Raw genomic sequence first — 15301 nt, 5'->3', positions numbered from 1 at the left:
ATATATTGTAAAAATCCCAATTAAATTTATAGTTGGGATTTTTTTTTGATTGTATTTAACCATAAAAAAAAAGCGATTCTAAAATTAGAATCGCTTTTTTAGTTTATAAGAATTAAGATCTAAAATGCATAACGCTGTGGGCCTCCACGTCTCACTTCTTCTGAAGCGTAAGATTCAAACTTTTTAAAGTTTTCTCTAAATGCATTAGATAATTTAAAAGCCATTTTATAATAGGCCTCATCATTATTCCAAGTTGTTCTTGGACTCAACACATCAGTTGGTACTCCAGGACATGTTCTTGGTTGTGCTACACCAAATACAGAATGTATATGATAATCTTCGTAAGTGTAATCTTGTAAATCACCATTTAAAGCTGCATTAATCATAGCACGTGTGTATTTTAATTTCATACGCGTACCAACTCCATAAGGGCCACCTGTCCAACCTGTATTAACCAACCAAACATTGACACCAGCATCTTTCATCTTTTTACTTAACATTGCAGCATATTCCGTGGGATGTAATGGCATAAAAGGTGCACCAAAACAAGCTGAAAAACTTGGTACAGGTTCTACTACACCTGCTTCTGTACCTGCTACCTTAGCCGTATAACCAGAAATAAAATGATAAGCTGCCTGACTTGGAGTCAATTTAGAAATTGGAGGCAACACACCAAAAGCATCAGCGGTTAAGAAGAATATATTTTTAGGATTTTTTCCTATGGAAGGTTTTCTAATATTATCTATATGGTAAATTGGGTAACTCACTCTAGTGTTTTGTGTAATCGATGTGTCAGCAAAATCCACGTTGCCTTTATCATCCATAATTACATTTTCAAGAATAGCTCCTTTTTTAATCGCACCAAAAATTTCTGGTTCTTGTTCTTCAGACAAATTAATAACCTTAGCATAGCAACCTCCTTCAAAATTAAAAACGGTATTTTCATTGGTCCAACCGTGTTCATCATCACCAATAAGGCTACGGTTAGGATCTGTAGAAAGGGTTGTTTTACCTGTTCCGGAAAGTCCAAAGAAAATAGCAGTATCATCATTCTTACCAACATTAGCACTACAATGCATTGGCAAGGTATTTTTATACACAGGAAGTATAAAGTTTAAAGCAGAGAAGATACCTTTTTTAATTTCACCTGTATAACCTGTTCCTCCAATTAAAGCAATTTTACGGGTAAAATCTAAGATCGCAAAATTGTGCTGACGTGTGCCATCTACTTCAGGATCTGCCATAAAACCCGGAGCATTTACCACGGTCCATTCTGGCGAAAACGTGTCTAATTCAGATTCTGTTGGACGTAAAAACATGTTATACGCAAACATATTACTCCAAGGATACTCATTAATGACTCTAATATTTAATTTGTAGTCCTCATCTGCACAAGCATAACTATCTCGTACATAAACTTCTCTGTCAGATAAATACTCAACGACTTTATCATAAAGTTTTTGAAATTTATCACTGTCGAATGCAATGTTAATATCTCCCCACCAAATTTTATCTTTGGTAATATCATCTTTCACAATAAATCGATCCATAGGAGAGCGACCCGTAAATTCACCTGTGTTAACAGCTAAAGCACCTGTTGAGGCTTCCACACCCTGACCTTTTGCAATGGTCTCGTTGTGTAATTCCTCTGAAGATAATTGATAATTAACTTTTGCATTTTTAATTCCATATTGATCTAACGAAATCGTTTTCGTTAATTGGGAATGATTTGCCATATTATTAGTGTTGTTTAGTGCCGCAAAATTAAAATATTATTTTGAAACAGCCTTGTAGATCGCTATTAATCCTTCTGTTTTCTTAGAATACCAATTAACATAACCACCCAAGCTATAATTAACAAGAGACCTCCCAGAGGAGTAATCATGGCTATGGTCTTAAAATCGAAGCTCGACAAGTTATTTGTGGCCAATCCATATATAGACCCAGAGAAACATAAAACACCTGCCAGTACCAAATAAAAGATGATATTCTTCATTTTTAAATTCACAAATGATGTACCACCAAGAATTAATAGAAAAAAACCATGATACAGTTGGTAACGGACACCTGTTTCAAACGATTTAATAGCATTGGCATCTACCAATTTCTCTAAACCATGGGCTGCAAATGCACCCAAAATAATTCCTAAAATTCCTAAAATTGATCCAGCAACTAATAGCTTTTTATCCATAATTAAAACGTTAATTCGGTTTCTAATGCATCATGTATTTGTTACATTCGTACAAAGAATTTTTGTAAATACCTTCAATCATCTAATACTAAAATGTTTACATAAATTCAATACAAAATTAGTTATATAAAGTCATTATGCGAAACATATTAATTATTGGAGCAGGAAAATCTTGCTCATATCTTATAAAATATTTACTCGATCATTCAAAAACCGAAAAGCTTCATATTACCATTGGAGATCTTAACGTAGACAATGCAAAAAAACTGGTTGGAGACCACCCTAACACAGAAGTTATACATTTAGACGTCTTTAACTCAGAGTCTCGCATTGCTGCTGTTAAAAATGCTGATATTGTGGTCTCAATGTTACCTGCTCGTTTTCATATCGAAGTTGCTAAAGACTGTATTACTTATAAAAAGAATATGGTGACCGCATCTTATGTTAGTAAAGAGATGCATGCTTTAGACGAAGATGCCAAAGCCAACAACCTTATTTTTATGAACGAAATTGGTGTGGATCCTGGAATTGACCATATGAGTGCTATGCACGTCATTGACCGCATTAGAGACAAAGGTGGTAAAATAATATTATTTGAATCCTTTACAGGTGGTTTGGTAGCACCCGAAAGTGATAATAATCTTTGGAATTATAAATTTACATGGAACCCAAGAAATGTTGTTGTTGCCGGACAAGGTGGAGCAGCCAAGTTCTTACAAGAAAATAAATTTAAATACATACCATATAATCGCTTATTTAGAAGAACAGAATTTTTAGATGTGGAAGGGTATGGCCGTTTTGAAGGTTATGCCAATAGAGATTCCTTAAAATACCAAGAGGTTTATGGATTAGAACATATTAAAACACTTTATAGAGGTACTATTAGGCGTGTTGGATTTAGTAGAGCTTGGAATGTCTTTGTTCAACTTGGAATGACGGATGATAGTTACACTATAGAAGACAGTGCGAATATGAGCTATCGTGATTTTGTGAATTCTTTTTTACCATACAGTCCAACGGATTCTGTTGAGCTTAAATTTAGACATGCCCTTAAAATAGATCAAGATGATATTGTTTGGGATAAATTTATGGAACTCGATATATTTAGTTCTGAAAAAATGGTAGAATTAAATCAAGCTACACCAGCTCAAATTCTTCAGAAAATCTTAATGGACAGCTGGACTTTAGATCCAGACGATAAAGATATGATTGTAATGTATCATAAATTTGGATACGAATTAGAGGGCAAAAAACATCAAATCGATGCCACAATGGTCACTTTAGGCAAAGACCAAACTTATACAGCTATGTCTAAAACAGTAGGTTTGCCTGTTGCCATTGCCACTTTAGCCATTCTAAACGGAAAAATTAAAACACCAGGAGTTCAAATTCCTATCACAAAAGAAGTGTACACTCCGATTTTAAAAGAGTTAGAGGCGTATGATGTTGTATTTAAAGAATATGAAGTTCCTTATTTGGGGTATAATACTTTAAACATCTAAAAGCGTCATTTATATAGATTAACACATTAAAGCGTTTCATTTTGAAACGCTTTTTCTATCTTTAACTTTCAATTTATAAGATTTTTGACTCATGAAGATTAATGACAACGGAATTTACATCGATGGTATTGATAAAAAAATACTACGCGCTTTAATGCACGATGCAAGAACACCAATCCTAGAAATTGCGAGAAATGTTGGAATTTCTGGCGCTGCCATACATCAACGTCTTAAAAAACTTGAAAAATCTGGACTTTTAGCAGGATCTAAGTTTATTATTAATCCAAAAGCTTTAGGGTATACCACCATGGCTTTTGTGGGAGTATATCTCGACAAAGCCATTAGTAATCCTGAAGCGGTAAAGCAATTGAAAAAAATCCCAGAGGTGATTGAATGTCATTACACCACAGGCAACTGGTCTATCTTCATTAAAATACTATCTAAGAACAATGAGCATCTAATGCATGTGCTCAATTCTGAAATACAAAGCATCAAAGGAGTTTCTAGAACAGAAACATTTATTTCGCTTCAAGAACAAATTAATAGACAAATTAAAATTTAATCCTTATGGTGCAGGATTAGGAATATCTGCATGTACAGTATTAATAGCTTCTATAATCTCATCGGATAACGACACATTAATACTCTCTATATTTTCTTCTAATTGTTTTAGATTCGTTGCACCTATTATATTACTGGTTACAAACGGCCTTTCGTTAATAAATGCTAAGGACATTTGCGCTAAAGACATATTATGATCTTCAGCTATTTTTAAATAACGCTTCGCTGCTTGGGTTGCATTTTCACTACTATATCTCGAAAAATGTGAAAACATATTCAGTCTAGCGTTTTTCTCAGCTGTTCCTTTAATATATTTACCAGATAATACACCAAATGCTAATGGCGAATAAGCCAATAAGCCTATGTTTTCCCGGTGCGCTACCTCTGCCAAATCACCTTCAAAGACTCTGTTAATTAATGAATAGGCATTTTGAATGGTACACATACGTGGCAAATCATGTTGTTTAGACGCTTCCATATAGCGCATGGTTCCCCACGCTTTTTCATTAGAAATTCCAATTTGCCTTATTTTTCCTGTTTTAATGATTTCATCTAAATTATAAAGAATCTCATTAAAATTATCTTCCCACTGGTCGTCTGTATTATACTTATAATCTCTAACACCAAACGTGTTGGTTTTACGCTCTGGCCAGTGTAGTTGATATAAATCTATGTAATCGGTTTGTAACCGTTTTAAGCTATCATTTACAGCATTGTTTAGCGCTTCTTTACTAAACCCATTAGTTCTAATATGAGCAGTATAATCTCCTGTTCCAGCTATTTTAGAACCCAATACGACCTTATCTCTATTTCCGGTTTTTGCAAACCAATTACCAATGATGCGTTCAGTTTCTGCATAGGTTTCTTTTCTTGCTGGAACCGGATATAACTCAGCAGTATCAAAGAAATTAACTCCTTTATCTAAAGCATAATCCATTTGTGCAAAACCTTCTTCTTGGGTATTTTGGTTCCCCCAAGTCATGGTGCCTAAGCATATTTTACTAACGTTTATATCTGTATTTGGTAATGTGGTATATTTCATAGTATTTACTGTTAAAACGAGAACCAGTTTTTAGTTCAATATTTAGTTTCTAAATTATTAGGTTTGGACTATGCTTAACCTAAGTGTACATATAAGAAGACCTCACATGTTTTTAGAATCAGCGAGGTCTAAAAAATTTAATTTGTCACCACATCGATGAAGGGTGTGGAGTTCCCATTAAATGAAAACATTACTCTTCCTCAAATTATGACATCGAGGAACAAAGCTTCATATCTAATGACGTTCCAATTTATATTTCGTTTAATAGCTTAGAAATCTCATCTAACTTCGGTGTTAAAATGACTTCAATACGTCTATTTTTAGCTCTTCCGTCTGCTGTATCATTGGTAGCAATTGGCGCAAATTCTCCACGACCTGCAGCGGTTAAATTCTCAGGATTAATAGCGTCATTTTCTCTAAGAATATTTACAATAGCCGTGGCACGCTTTGCCGATAAATCCCAATTACCACTTAGTTGTGCGTTACCTTTATAAGGCACATTATCTGTATGCCCTTCAATTAACACCGAGATTTCTGGATTTTCTGCCAACACACTACCTAATTGTCTTACGGCTTGTTTTCCTTGAGCGCCTACATACCAACTTCCAGATTCAAACAACAATTTGTTTTCCATAGAAATATAAACTTTTCCGTTACGTTGCTCTACAGTTAACCCTTTGCCTTCAAAATTAGTTAAGGCTTTAGAAATTGCATCTTTTAATTTGTTCATGGCAGCATCCTTTGAAGCAATTACGTTCTCTAATTCTGCTACACGTTGCGATCGACTTTCCAACTCTTGTTTTAAAGCTTTTAAACGCTCGTTTTCAACTGATAAAGCCTGTTCTTTAGCTTCTAATTGTGCCAAAAGCTCCCTGTTTTTCTGTGCATTTTTTGCAATGGATGCCGAACTATTTTCCTCTAAAGCTTTGTAGGAAGCTTTTAACGTTTCTAAATTTGATTTTGCAGCAGCATAATCTGCCTGAAGCTTATTGCGTTCTACTACAGCTTTATCATAAGAACTTTGCAATTGGTCTAGGTCATTGCTAAGCTTTGTTTTATCACTAGACAATGCCTCTAATTCATCAGATAAACTACGGTTTTCTTGTTTTAAATTGGCATATTTATCTTCAAGATCTGTGTAAATCTTTTTTGATACACACGATGACATTAGTGTAAATGTTACTACTAAAATTGACAATTTTTTAATCATGATTTTGAGGCTATTTTATGTTTATTTATTGATTTTTATTTTATACTTAAATTACAAATCGAGTTCGAGCATAATTGGACAATGGTCACTATGCACGGCTTCAGTTAATATAACGCTACGTTTTATTTTTTCTTGTAATGGAGTACTAACCATGGCATAATCTAAACGCCAACCTTTATTATTTGCTCTAGAATTTGCCCTGTAACTCCACCATGAGTATTCTTGACGCTCAGGATGTAAATACCTAAAACTATCAATAAAGCCACTCTCAATAAATTTTCCTAGCCATTCGCGTTCTTCTGGTAAAAATCCAGATACACCTTTCATTTTTGGATTATGAATATCAATTTCTTCATGGCATATATTGTAATCTCCACAGACCACTAAATTTTGTTTATCAGATTGAAGCTCTGTTAAATATTGCTGAATTAAATTCATGTATTCAAACTTATGGGATAATCTGGCATCATTGGTACCAGATGGCAAATACATACTCATTATAGAAACCTCATCATAGTCTACTCTAATATTTCTTCCTTCAAAATCCATAGACTCTATTCCGGTTCCAAATTCTATATGATTGGGTTCTTTTTTGCATAGAATTGCAACTCCGCTATAGCCTTTTTTTTGTGCACTAAACCAGTAATTAAAATTGTAACCCGCTTCTGTAAATAAACTTAAATCGAGTTGCTCTTCCATGGCTTTAATTTCTTGCAAACAAATAACATCGGGATCTGTTGCTTTTAACCATTCAACAAAACCTTTATTTACGGCCGCTCTAATACCATTTACGTTGTAAGAAACTATTTTCATATTTATACCAGATAGACTCCGATGGTTCTCGGATAGCATCTCTTTTTTTAGTTATACATTCGATTAACCGCTAAATTAAATAATACGCTACTTTTACACCATTATTTTAAGCATGTTTTAACGATAAAATATTTTAGACTTAAAACAGTTATTATTCTACATGAGAAATGCGATTTCCGTTTTACTAATTCTAAGTGCTTTTTGGGGCTTTTCTCAAGAGCAGAATGGTAATTATGTGATAAAGAAATTAGCCGTTTCAGATTCTATAAAAATTGATTCTGTGAGTATTAATCCATCTCAATTTAGTCTAAAAACCATAGACAACAAAACTATAGATTCTACTTTATACTCCATTGATTTCACTAACGCTCTTTTACAATTTAAAACACCTATAGCAATAGATAGCGTTGAAATTTCATACCTACGATATCCTAATTTTCTAACCAAAGTTTACAAGCAGTTAGATGATAGTATCATTATAGAACGTTCTTCTGAATTTCAGCAATTATACCAAATTCAAAACACCACATCTAAAAATGCGTTTACACCATTTGACGGTTTAACGACTTCCGGAAGCATATCGAGAGGTGTGACTATAGGAAATAATCAGAATTCTGTATTAAATAGTGAACTCGATTTACAAATTTCCGGCAAACTAAGCAACAAAGTATCCTTAAGAGCTTCTATACAAGATGCCAATATTCCACTACAAGAAAGTGGTTATTCGCAACGCTTAGATGAATTTGACCAAGTGTTTATAGAATTATTTAGCGACGATTGGAATATACGCGCTGGAGACATCGATTTAGAAAACACTAAAAGTTATTTCGCTAATTTTTCTAAGCGCGTACAAGGATTAATGGTGAATGCCAATTTAAGCGAGAAAACATCTGTGTATGCCTCAGGAGCTTTGGTCCGTGGGCAATTTACCACTACACAATTTACAGCGCAAGAAGGGAACCAAGGGCCATATAAATTACGTGGCTCTAATAATGAATTGTACGTTTTAGTCGTGTCCGGTAGCGAGACAGTATACGTTAACGGAGTGCCTTTAGAACGTGGAGAAAACAACGATTACATTATAGATTATAATGCTGGTGAAATTATTTTTAACTCTACGTTCCCTATTACTTCCGAAATGCGAATTACAGTAGATTATCAATTTAGTGAACGCAATTATTCACGTTTTACAGTATTTGGTGGTGCTAATTTTGAAACTGAAACTTTAAAATTAAATGTATCAATCTATTCAGAAAGCGATGCCAAAAATCAACCTCTACAACAAAATCTATCTACAGAACAAACACAAATTTTAGCAGATGCAGGTGATAACCAAGACTTGATGGTTGCTCCTTCCTCAACTCCTACCACCTATTCTGAAAATCGAATTTTATACAAAAAGGAATTCATTGGGTCGGAGGAAGTATTTGTGTTTTCTAATAATCCAGACGATGATTTATACAGCGTTAGTTTTTCTTTAGTTGGAGATAACCAAGGGAATTACATACTCAGCAACTCAAATGCCATAAATAATATTTACGAATATATTGCACCAATAGCTGGTGTACCACAAGGAAACTATGATCCGGTTGTACAGTTAGTAGCACCAGAACGCTTACAAATTGCTATTGTTAATGGCCAATATACGCCTTCTAAAAATACCAATGTCTTTTTTGAATTGGCAGGAAGTAAAAAGGATGATAATTTATTCTCGGATATAGACAACGCTAATAACGATGGTTTTGCCGGAAAATTCACATTAAAACAAAACATCGTTCAATCAGATAGTCTTTGGAATTTATCAGCCTTGGTTGATGCCGATTTCATTCAAAAAGACTTTGAAACCATTCAACGTTTATATAGAGCTGAATTTAACAGAGATTGGAATCTAGATAGTACCGAAGAAGCTGTTAATAGCACTACCAATTATGGCAATCAGTTGCTGTTTACAACTGGATTACGCCTAGCACATTCTAAAAAAGGTGTAGCTACTTATAATTTTGAACATTTAAATTATTCGGAAAACTTTACCGGAAACCGACATAACATTACCGCAAGCTTACATTTAGGCGATTTCAATATCTTTTCTAACTCTAGTCTTTTACACAATGAAAGCACCATAGATCGCTCTACTTTTTTAAGGACATTTAATCGTGTAGTATATAGCAAAAACAATAAATGGACTGGTATAAAGTTAGCGGCAGAAGAAAACGAACAACGCGTTATTACCACGGATTCACTAACACCTTTAAGTCAAAAATTTAAAGAATACGAGGCATTTATTGGAATTGGTGACAGCACCAAAGTTTATGCGGAGGTTGGTTTTATTAAACGATTTAACGACAGTTTGCGTAATAACACACTACAACGCGTTAACAGTTCTGATACTTATTACCTGAAATCGCGATTAATTCAAAACAAGAATACTACACTTCAATTATTTGTGAATTACCGAGATTTAAAATCGGAAGATCCAAACATCTCAAACGAACAAAGTTTAAATAGCCGTTTAAATTTTAATCAAAAATTATTCAACAATCTTATTTTATGGAATACTAGTTTTGAAACCAATTCTGGCAGCTTGGCACAACAAGATTTCACCTATGTAGAAGTAGAAGCCGGACAAGGAGCTTATACCTGGATTGATTATAACGAGAATGGTATTCAAGAATTAAATGAATTTGAAATAGCTCAATTTGCAGACCAAGGAAGTTATATCCGAGTACTCTTACCTAATCAGGTATTTGTGCAAACACACCAAAATCGGTTTGGGCAAACGGTCACTATAAATCCAAAAACATGGTCTGTTTCCGAAAATAAATGGAAACAGTTTTGGTCCCATTTTTATGACCAAGCCTCTTTTATTGTTGACAGTAAAAAATTTAAAGACAACAACTCATTTAATATTAATCCTTTTGAAGCTTTAAAAGACGATTTAGACATTGAAGATTTTGTATCCTTAAATTACAGTATTAGAAACGTGCTATTTTTCAATAGAGGTCAACAACATTTTACAACCTCGTACACCTTCTTAACCAATAAAAGCCGCAATTTATTATCAACAGGTTTACAGCAAAATAAAACCAATAGTCATCAGTTAAATTTTAATCATAAATTTAATACCAGTTGGTTGGTAAATACGCTAGCCAATTTAGGTAAAGAAGAAAGTAAAAGTCAAAATTTCACCAACCGTAATTACACTATTGATGAATATCAATTTAAACCAAAATTGAGTTATTTGTTTAATGAAAATGCACAGTTCGATGTCTTTTACCAGTATACTTCAAAAGAAAATACAACGGGTAGTTTAGAGACCTTGGCTCAAAACAATTATGGGCTGTCTTTTACATACAATAATGCACAAAAAATTGCATTAACAGGAGAGTTCAATTTCTTTCAAAACGAATTTGAAGGCAATGCCAATTCGCCTGTAGCCTACCAAATACTCGAAGGATTACAACCCGGAAAAAACTTTACATGGAGTTTATTAGCGCAGAAGAAACTGACTAAATATTTAGATTTGAATTTGAATTATTTTGGCCGAAAATCTGAGACTTCTAAAACAATTCATACCGGAACCATTCAACTAAAAGCTTATTTCTAGTTTTATCTTGACACATTCTTGTATAAAACCATCAAAAATGGTATTATGTCCCGATACCAACAAAACAAATTAATGAAGGACTTTATAATCATAGGTGCTGCACAAGCAGGTTTGTCTATGGCTTATTTTCTAAAAAAGGCACAAAAAGATTTTTTAATTATTGACCGGGAAGACCAAATTGGAGCATCTTGGCTTAACCGTTGGGATTCTTTAAAGTTATTTACTCCAACCGAGTTTAACCATTTACCAGGTATGGATTTTCCTGCTCCCAAAGGACATTACCCTAATAAGTTTGAAGTCGCATCGTATTTTAAACACTACGCGGAAAAATTTCAGTTCCCAATTCAATTAAATACGCTAGCTCAACGCATCAACAAAGCCGAAAATTACTTTATTATTTCTACCGATAAAGGTGACATAAAATGTAGACAAGTCATTGTTGCTACAGGACCGTTTCATATTCCGTATACACCAGAATGCCACAAAAACATATCTGATACGATTTATCAAGTTCATAGCAACTATTATAAAACCCCAAATCAGTTGCAAAAAGGGCCAACTCTCGTTGTTGGTGGTGGTGATAGTGGGTTTCAAATTTTAAATGAAATATCTCAAAACACCACAGAAACCACTTATTTTTCTGGAAGTACGGATATTAGAACTTTACCACAAGAGATTTTAGGAAAAACATTATGGTGGTGGTTTACCATCACCGGATTCTTAAGCTTTAGTAAGAATTCTTGGATTGGTAAAAAGATTAGCCACTCTAAACAACCCATTATTGGTACTGATGTAAAAAGCATAATAAATCGTGATAATGTTGAAGTTGTAGGACGTACCGTGAGTGCAGAAGATCACCATATCCAAACCTCAACTCAAAAACTTACCAATATTAAAAATATTGTTTGGGCAACAGGCTATAAACCCAATTTTAATTGGATTACAAATATAGAACTTGCCGAAGATGGCTATCCCAAACACCACAGGGGAGTCAGTACCACAAAAGGACTCTATTTTATCGGTTTACCATGGCTTCACACACGAGGTTCTGCCACATTGGGAGGTATAAAAAAAGATGCGGCTTTTTTGGCAAAGAATATTTGTAATTGCAATTAAATTTTAATTGTTTTCTAAACGCAACCTTTTCATATATTTGGTATCTTCAATAATAGAAGATCAACAATGCATTAAAATCAACCTATGAAATCTTTCCTTTTTGCCTTATTTCTCTTATGCTCCATTTTGAACCTCAGTGCCCAACAGCAAAACGACAGTATTGCTGCATTGTATAAAAAACAAAATGAAGTTAAACTTAATGCTGTTATGTTACTTGCTGGTGCATTTGAAGCGAGTTATGAAAGAAACCTTAATGAAGAATCTTCCCTAGGTGTTTCTTTTTTTACACCTTATGACAATGAAAATTTAGACGCCAATATTAACTATTACATTTCTCCTTATTATAGAATTTTCTTTGGAAAAAAATACGCAGCCGGATTTTTTGTTGAAGGCTTTGCGATGCTCAATTCTATAGACCGGGAATATGGAGTTCAAGACTCAGGAGGCTTCTATACTTATGAAGAAGAAAGTGTCACCGACTTTGCACTTGGTTTTGGTCTTGGTGGTAAATGGGTTTCTAAAAATGGATTTGTATTTGAACTCACTGGTGGCATCGGTAGAAATCTATTTCAAAATGATTATGATACTACCATAGTTGGAAAATTTGGATTCAATCTAGGTTATCGATTTTAATAGTTAAAATTATAACTAACCAAAAACGCCCAACTTATAAAGTTTGGGCGTTTTTTATTTAAAGGTGTAAAATGAAATTTAGTTCATTTTCATTAGCCAATGCTTTACATCAACCTCAGCTTTAATGATATCCTTTAAATCTTCAATCTTTACGCGTTTTTGCTCCATCGTATCTCTATGACGAATCGTTACTGAGTTATCTTCTAAAGTATCATGATCTACAGTGATACAAAATGGCGTCCCGTTAGCATCTTGTCTTCTATAACGTCTTCCAACAGCATCTTTTTCATCGTAAGTCACGTTAAAATCCCATTTTAAATCGTCAACAATCTGTTTTGCTACTTCTGGTAAACCATCTTTTTTAACCAATGGTAAAATAGCTGCTTTTGTTGGTGCTAAAACTGCTGGTAATTTTAAAACCGTTCTTGTGGTATTGTTTTCTAATTCTTCCTCAACTAAAGCATTTGAGAAGACGGCTAAGAACATACGGTCTAAACCTATAGACGTTTCTAATACGTAAGGTGTGTAACTTGCGTTATCTTCATGATCAAAATACTGAAGTTTCTTTCCTGAAAACTCTTCGTGTTGTTTTAAATCGAAATCTGTACGCGAGTGAATTCCCTCTAATTCTTTAAACCCGAATGGGAACTTAAATTCGATATCAGTAGCAGCATCAGCGTAATGTGCTAATTTTTCGTGATCGTGGAAGCGGTAATTATCTTCACCTAAACCAAGTGATTTATGCCATTTTAAACGTGCGTCCTTCCAATAGTCAAACCATTCTTTTTGTGTGCCTGGTTTTATAAAAAATTGCATTTCCATTTGTTCAAACTCTCGCATTCTAAAAATAAATTGTCTCGCCACAATCTCGTTTCTAAATGCTTTTCCGGTTTGTGCAATTCCGAAAGGAATCTTCATACGTCCTGTTTTCTGAACGTTTAAGAAATTCACAAAAATACCTTGAGCCGTTTCTGGTCTTAAATACAAATCCATTGCAGATTCTGCAGAAGCACCAAGTTTAGTTCCAAACATTAAGTTGAATTGCTTAACGTCCGTCCAATTGCGACTTCCTGAAACAGGACAAGCAATTTCCAATTCTTCAATTAATGCTTTTACATCGGCTAAATCTTCTTTTTCCAGAGATTGCCCTAAACGTTTTAAAATAGAGTCGATTTTTTCTTGATAACCAACAACTCGTCCGTTAGTAGAAATAAATTCTTCTTTATTAAAAGCATCTCCAAAGCGTTTCTCGGCTTTTTTAACTTCCTTTTCAATTTTTGCTTCAATTTTAGCACAATAATCCTCTACTAAAACATCGGCTCTATAACGCTTTTTTGAATCCTTGTTATCAATTAACGGATCACTGAATGCATCAACATGTCCAGAAGCCTTCCACGTGGTAGGATGCATAAATATTGCAGCATCAATACCCACAATATTATCGTGCATTTGTACCATGGCTTTCCACCAATAGTCTCTAATATTTTTCTTTAATTCTACTCCGTTTTGAGCATAATCGTACACTGCGCTTAGTCCGTCGTAGATTTCACTACTCTGAAATACGTAACCATACTCCTTTGCGTGAGAGATTACTTTTTTAAATTGATCTTCGTTTGCCATAATACTGCAAAAATAGAAAACCGCTCTGATTAACAGAACGGTTTTTTAAAAATTATATCGATAATTATACGTGTAGCTTATTTTAAGTTTAGACTGGTACTAGCTAGCTTCATATTTTCATGAAAAACATTGATAAAATAGTAGCCTTTTGAAAACGGCTGATCCTCATTACCAGCAACTATAGCGGTACATATTTCTAAATTATCTTGATTGTAATTAACCGTTTCTTTATGACTGTAATTTAAAGACGTATCTCCGTAAAATAATTCGCCTTTATCTGCGACAACATTTCCTTGTGGACTAACAATTTGTATGTAAATATCCTTCTTACCTTTATTAGCTAAAGGGTTTTCGTTTAAAGTTATACAAACATCAATAGCATTGACACGTTTTGCTTTATTAGTCAATCGTTTTTTACCAGACTTTAATTTATAAGATTCTACATTAATATTACTTCCTCTAATGGATGAGGCAAGCTCAATTGTTTCATATAGCGAGTCATTAGCTTCTTCTAAACCACTAATCGTTTTGCTGTTATTTTGTATTGTATTTAATGCTAACTGCTTTTCTGTTTTTAATTGCACATTAGCAGAATTAAGCGAATCCATAGCATTGAGCAGAACCGTGTTCTTAGATTTTAAAATAACTAATTGCTCCTTATATTTAGTGACAATTGACAAATCACCTTTTAATAATTTTAATGAATCTAATGCATTGCTAGCTTCTAACTTTGCATCTTGAAGCTGAGAAGTCAAATAATTATAGTCTTCGTTCAGATCATCATAACTTAGTAATAATTCCGATAGCTCTGTTTCTATCAAAACTTTTTCTTGTTCTAAGAATTCTTCGTAAGATTCAATGGATTTATACTTATCAAAGCTATAAACTCCTAAAACAGTTAAAACGACTAATAAAGAACTAATAATTAATCTATAATTAAATAGCTGAGGGTTAACTATCATTATTAATTTTATTAATTTAATGCGAAATTAGAGTTAATTGATGCCTA

12 protein-coding genes are annotated in these 15301 nt (G+C 33.7%); 5 read left to right on the top strand and 7 right to left on the bottom strand.

Annotated elements, in window-relative coordinates; translation table 11 throughout:
• Nucleotides 1-119: 119 nt before the first annotated feature.
• The gene (gene pckA / locus C8N41_RS04660) at nt 120-1736 is read right to left on the bottom strand and encodes a phosphoenolpyruvate carboxykinase (ATP) (RefSeq protein WP_115838374.1); all 1617 of its coding nucleotides are present in this window, start codon (nt 1734-1736) and stop codon (nt 120-122) included.
• Between the two features lie 65 nt (nt 1737-1801).
• Nucleotides 1802-2191, bottom strand: a complete 390-nt coding sequence (locus C8N41_RS04655; RefSeq protein ID WP_115838373.1) for a DUF423 domain-containing protein — start codon at nt 2189-2191, stop codon at nt 1802-1804.
• Nucleotides 2192-2328: 137 nt separating this feature from the next.
• Between C8N41_RS04655 and C8N41_RS04650 the strand changes: the two genes are divergently transcribed.
• Both C8N41_RS04650 and C8N41_RS04645 read left to right on the top strand, forming a co-directional pair.
• A complete protein-coding gene (locus tag C8N41_RS04650) occupies nt 2329-3693 on the top strand; it encodes a saccharopine dehydrogenase family protein (RefSeq protein ID WP_115838372.1) in 1365 nt (454 codons plus the stop codon).
• Between the two features lie 91 nt (nt 3694-3784).
• Nucleotides 3785-4255 (top strand): Lrp/AsnC ligand binding domain-containing protein, encoded by a 471-nt coding sequence (locus tag C8N41_RS04645; protein WP_115838371.1) that lies wholly within the window; start codon nt 3785-3787, stop codon nt 4253-4255.
• Nucleotides 4256-4258: 3 nt separating this feature from the next.
• Here C8N41_RS04645 and C8N41_RS04640 read toward each other — a convergent pair whose 3' ends face one another.
• The 3 genes from C8N41_RS04640 to C8N41_RS04630 all read right to left on the bottom strand — a co-directional run bounded on the left by C8N41_RS04640 (nt 4259) and on the right by C8N41_RS04630 (nt 7319).
• The gene (locus C8N41_RS04640; protein WP_092445298.1) at nt 4259-5296 is read right to left on the bottom strand and encodes an aldo/keto reductase; all 1038 of its coding nucleotides are present in this window, start codon (nt 5294-5296) and stop codon (nt 4259-4261) included.
• 250 nt (nt 5297-5546) lie between these two features.
• Nucleotides 5547-6506 (bottom strand): OmpA family protein, encoded by a 960-nt coding sequence (locus C8N41_RS04635; protein WP_115838370.1) that lies wholly within the window; start codon nt 6504-6506, stop codon nt 5547-5549.
• Between the two features lie 51 nt (nt 6507-6557).
• Nucleotides 6558-7319, bottom strand: coding sequence for an exodeoxyribonuclease III (locus C8N41_RS04630; RefSeq protein WP_115838369.1), 762 nt, complete (start codon nt 7317-7319; stop codon nt 6558-6560).
• 160 nt (nt 7320-7479) lie between these two features.
• Here C8N41_RS04630 and C8N41_RS04625 point away from each other — a divergent pair, with 160 nt between their 5' ends.
• The 3 genes from C8N41_RS04625 to C8N41_RS04615 all read left to right on the top strand — a co-directional run bounded on the left by C8N41_RS04625 (nt 7480) and on the right by C8N41_RS04615 (nt 12672).
• Nucleotides 7480-10923: a hypothetical protein gene (locus tag C8N41_RS04625; protein ID WP_115838368.1), complete on the top strand. Its 3444-nt coding sequence runs from the start codon at nt 7480-7482 to the stop codon at nt 10921-10923.
• Between the two features lie 72 nt (nt 10924-10995).
• Complete coding sequence (locus tag C8N41_RS04620) at nt 10996-12039, top strand: flavin-containing monooxygenase (RefSeq protein WP_115838798.1); 1044 nt, start codon at nt 10996-10998, stop codon at nt 12037-12039.
• Nucleotides 12040-12123: 84 nt separating this feature from the next.
• Nucleotides 12124-12672, top strand: a complete 549-nt coding sequence (locus C8N41_RS04615; RefSeq protein ID WP_115838367.1) for a DUF3575 domain-containing protein — start codon at nt 12124-12126, stop codon at nt 12670-12672.
• Between the two features lie 78 nt (nt 12673-12750).
• On the opposite strand, the gene C8N41_RS04610 is transcribed toward C8N41_RS04615, so the two are convergent.
• The gene (locus tag C8N41_RS04610) at nt 12751-14292 is read right to left on the bottom strand and encodes a glycine--tRNA ligase (protein ID WP_115838366.1); all 1542 of its coding nucleotides are present in this window, start codon (nt 14290-14292) and stop codon (nt 12751-12753) included.
• Between the two features lie 77 nt (nt 14293-14369).
• Nucleotides 14370-15254, bottom strand: a complete 885-nt coding sequence (locus C8N41_RS04605) for a hypothetical protein (RefSeq protein WP_092445322.1) — start codon at nt 15252-15254, stop codon at nt 14370-14372.
• Between the last annotated feature and the right edge of the window lie 47 nt (nt 15255-15301).

Origin of the sequence: Winogradskyella sediminis (assembly GCF_003387355.1) — a bacterium.
GTDB classification, from domain to species: domain Bacteria; phylum Bacteroidota; class Bacteroidia; order Flavobacteriales; family Flavobacteriaceae; genus Winogradskyella; species Winogradskyella sediminis.
The sequence above is the reverse complement of the archived record's forward strand: the minus strand, read 5'-3'. Positions and strand labels throughout refer to the sequence as shown.

Bases quoted from the DNA above. Each gene is read 5' to 3' on its own strand.
- C8N41_RS04625 (WP_115838368.1), top strand. From the start codon at position 7,480: ATGAGAAATGCGATTTCCGTTTTACTAATTCTAAGTGCTTTTTGGGGC.
- C8N41_RS04620 (WP_115838798.1), top strand. From the start codon at position 10,996: ATGAAGGACTTTATAATCATAGGTGCTGCACAAGCAGGTTTGTCTATG.
- pckA (WP_115838374.1), bottom strand. From the start codon at position 1,736: ATGGCAAATCATTCCCAATTAACGAAAACGATTTCGTTAGATCAATAT.
- C8N41_RS04645 (WP_115838371.1), top strand. From the start codon at position 3,785: ATGAAGATTAATGACAACGGAATTTACATCGATGGTATTGATAAAAAA.
- C8N41_RS04630 (WP_115838369.1), bottom strand. From the start codon at position 7,319: ATGAAAATAGTTTCTTACAACGTAAATGGTATTAGAGCGGCCGTAAAT.
- C8N41_RS04615 (WP_115838367.1), top strand. From the start codon at position 12,124: ATGAAATCTTTCCTTTTTGCCTTATTTCTCTTATGCTCCATTTTGAAC.
- C8N41_RS04610 (WP_115838366.1), bottom strand. From the start codon at position 14,292: ATGGCAAACGAAGATCAATTTAAAAAAGTAATCTCTCACGCAAAGGAG.
- C8N41_RS04640 (WP_092445298.1), bottom strand. From the start codon at position 5,296: ATGAAATATACCACATTACCAAATACAGATATAAACGTTAGTAAAATA.
- C8N41_RS04655 (WP_115838373.1), bottom strand. From the start codon at position 2,191: ATGGATAAAAAGCTATTAGTTGCTGGATCAATTTTAGGAATTTTAGGA.
- C8N41_RS04605 (WP_092445322.1), bottom strand. From the start codon at position 15,254: ATGATAGTTAACCCTCAGCTATTTAATTATAGATTAATTATTAGTTCT.
- C8N41_RS04635 (WP_115838370.1), bottom strand. From the start codon at position 6,506: ATGATTAAAAAATTGTCAATTTTAGTAGTAACATTTACACTAATGTCA.
- C8N41_RS04650 (WP_115838372.1), top strand. From the start codon at position 2,329: ATGCGAAACATATTAATTATTGGAGCAGGAAAATCTTGCTCATATCTT.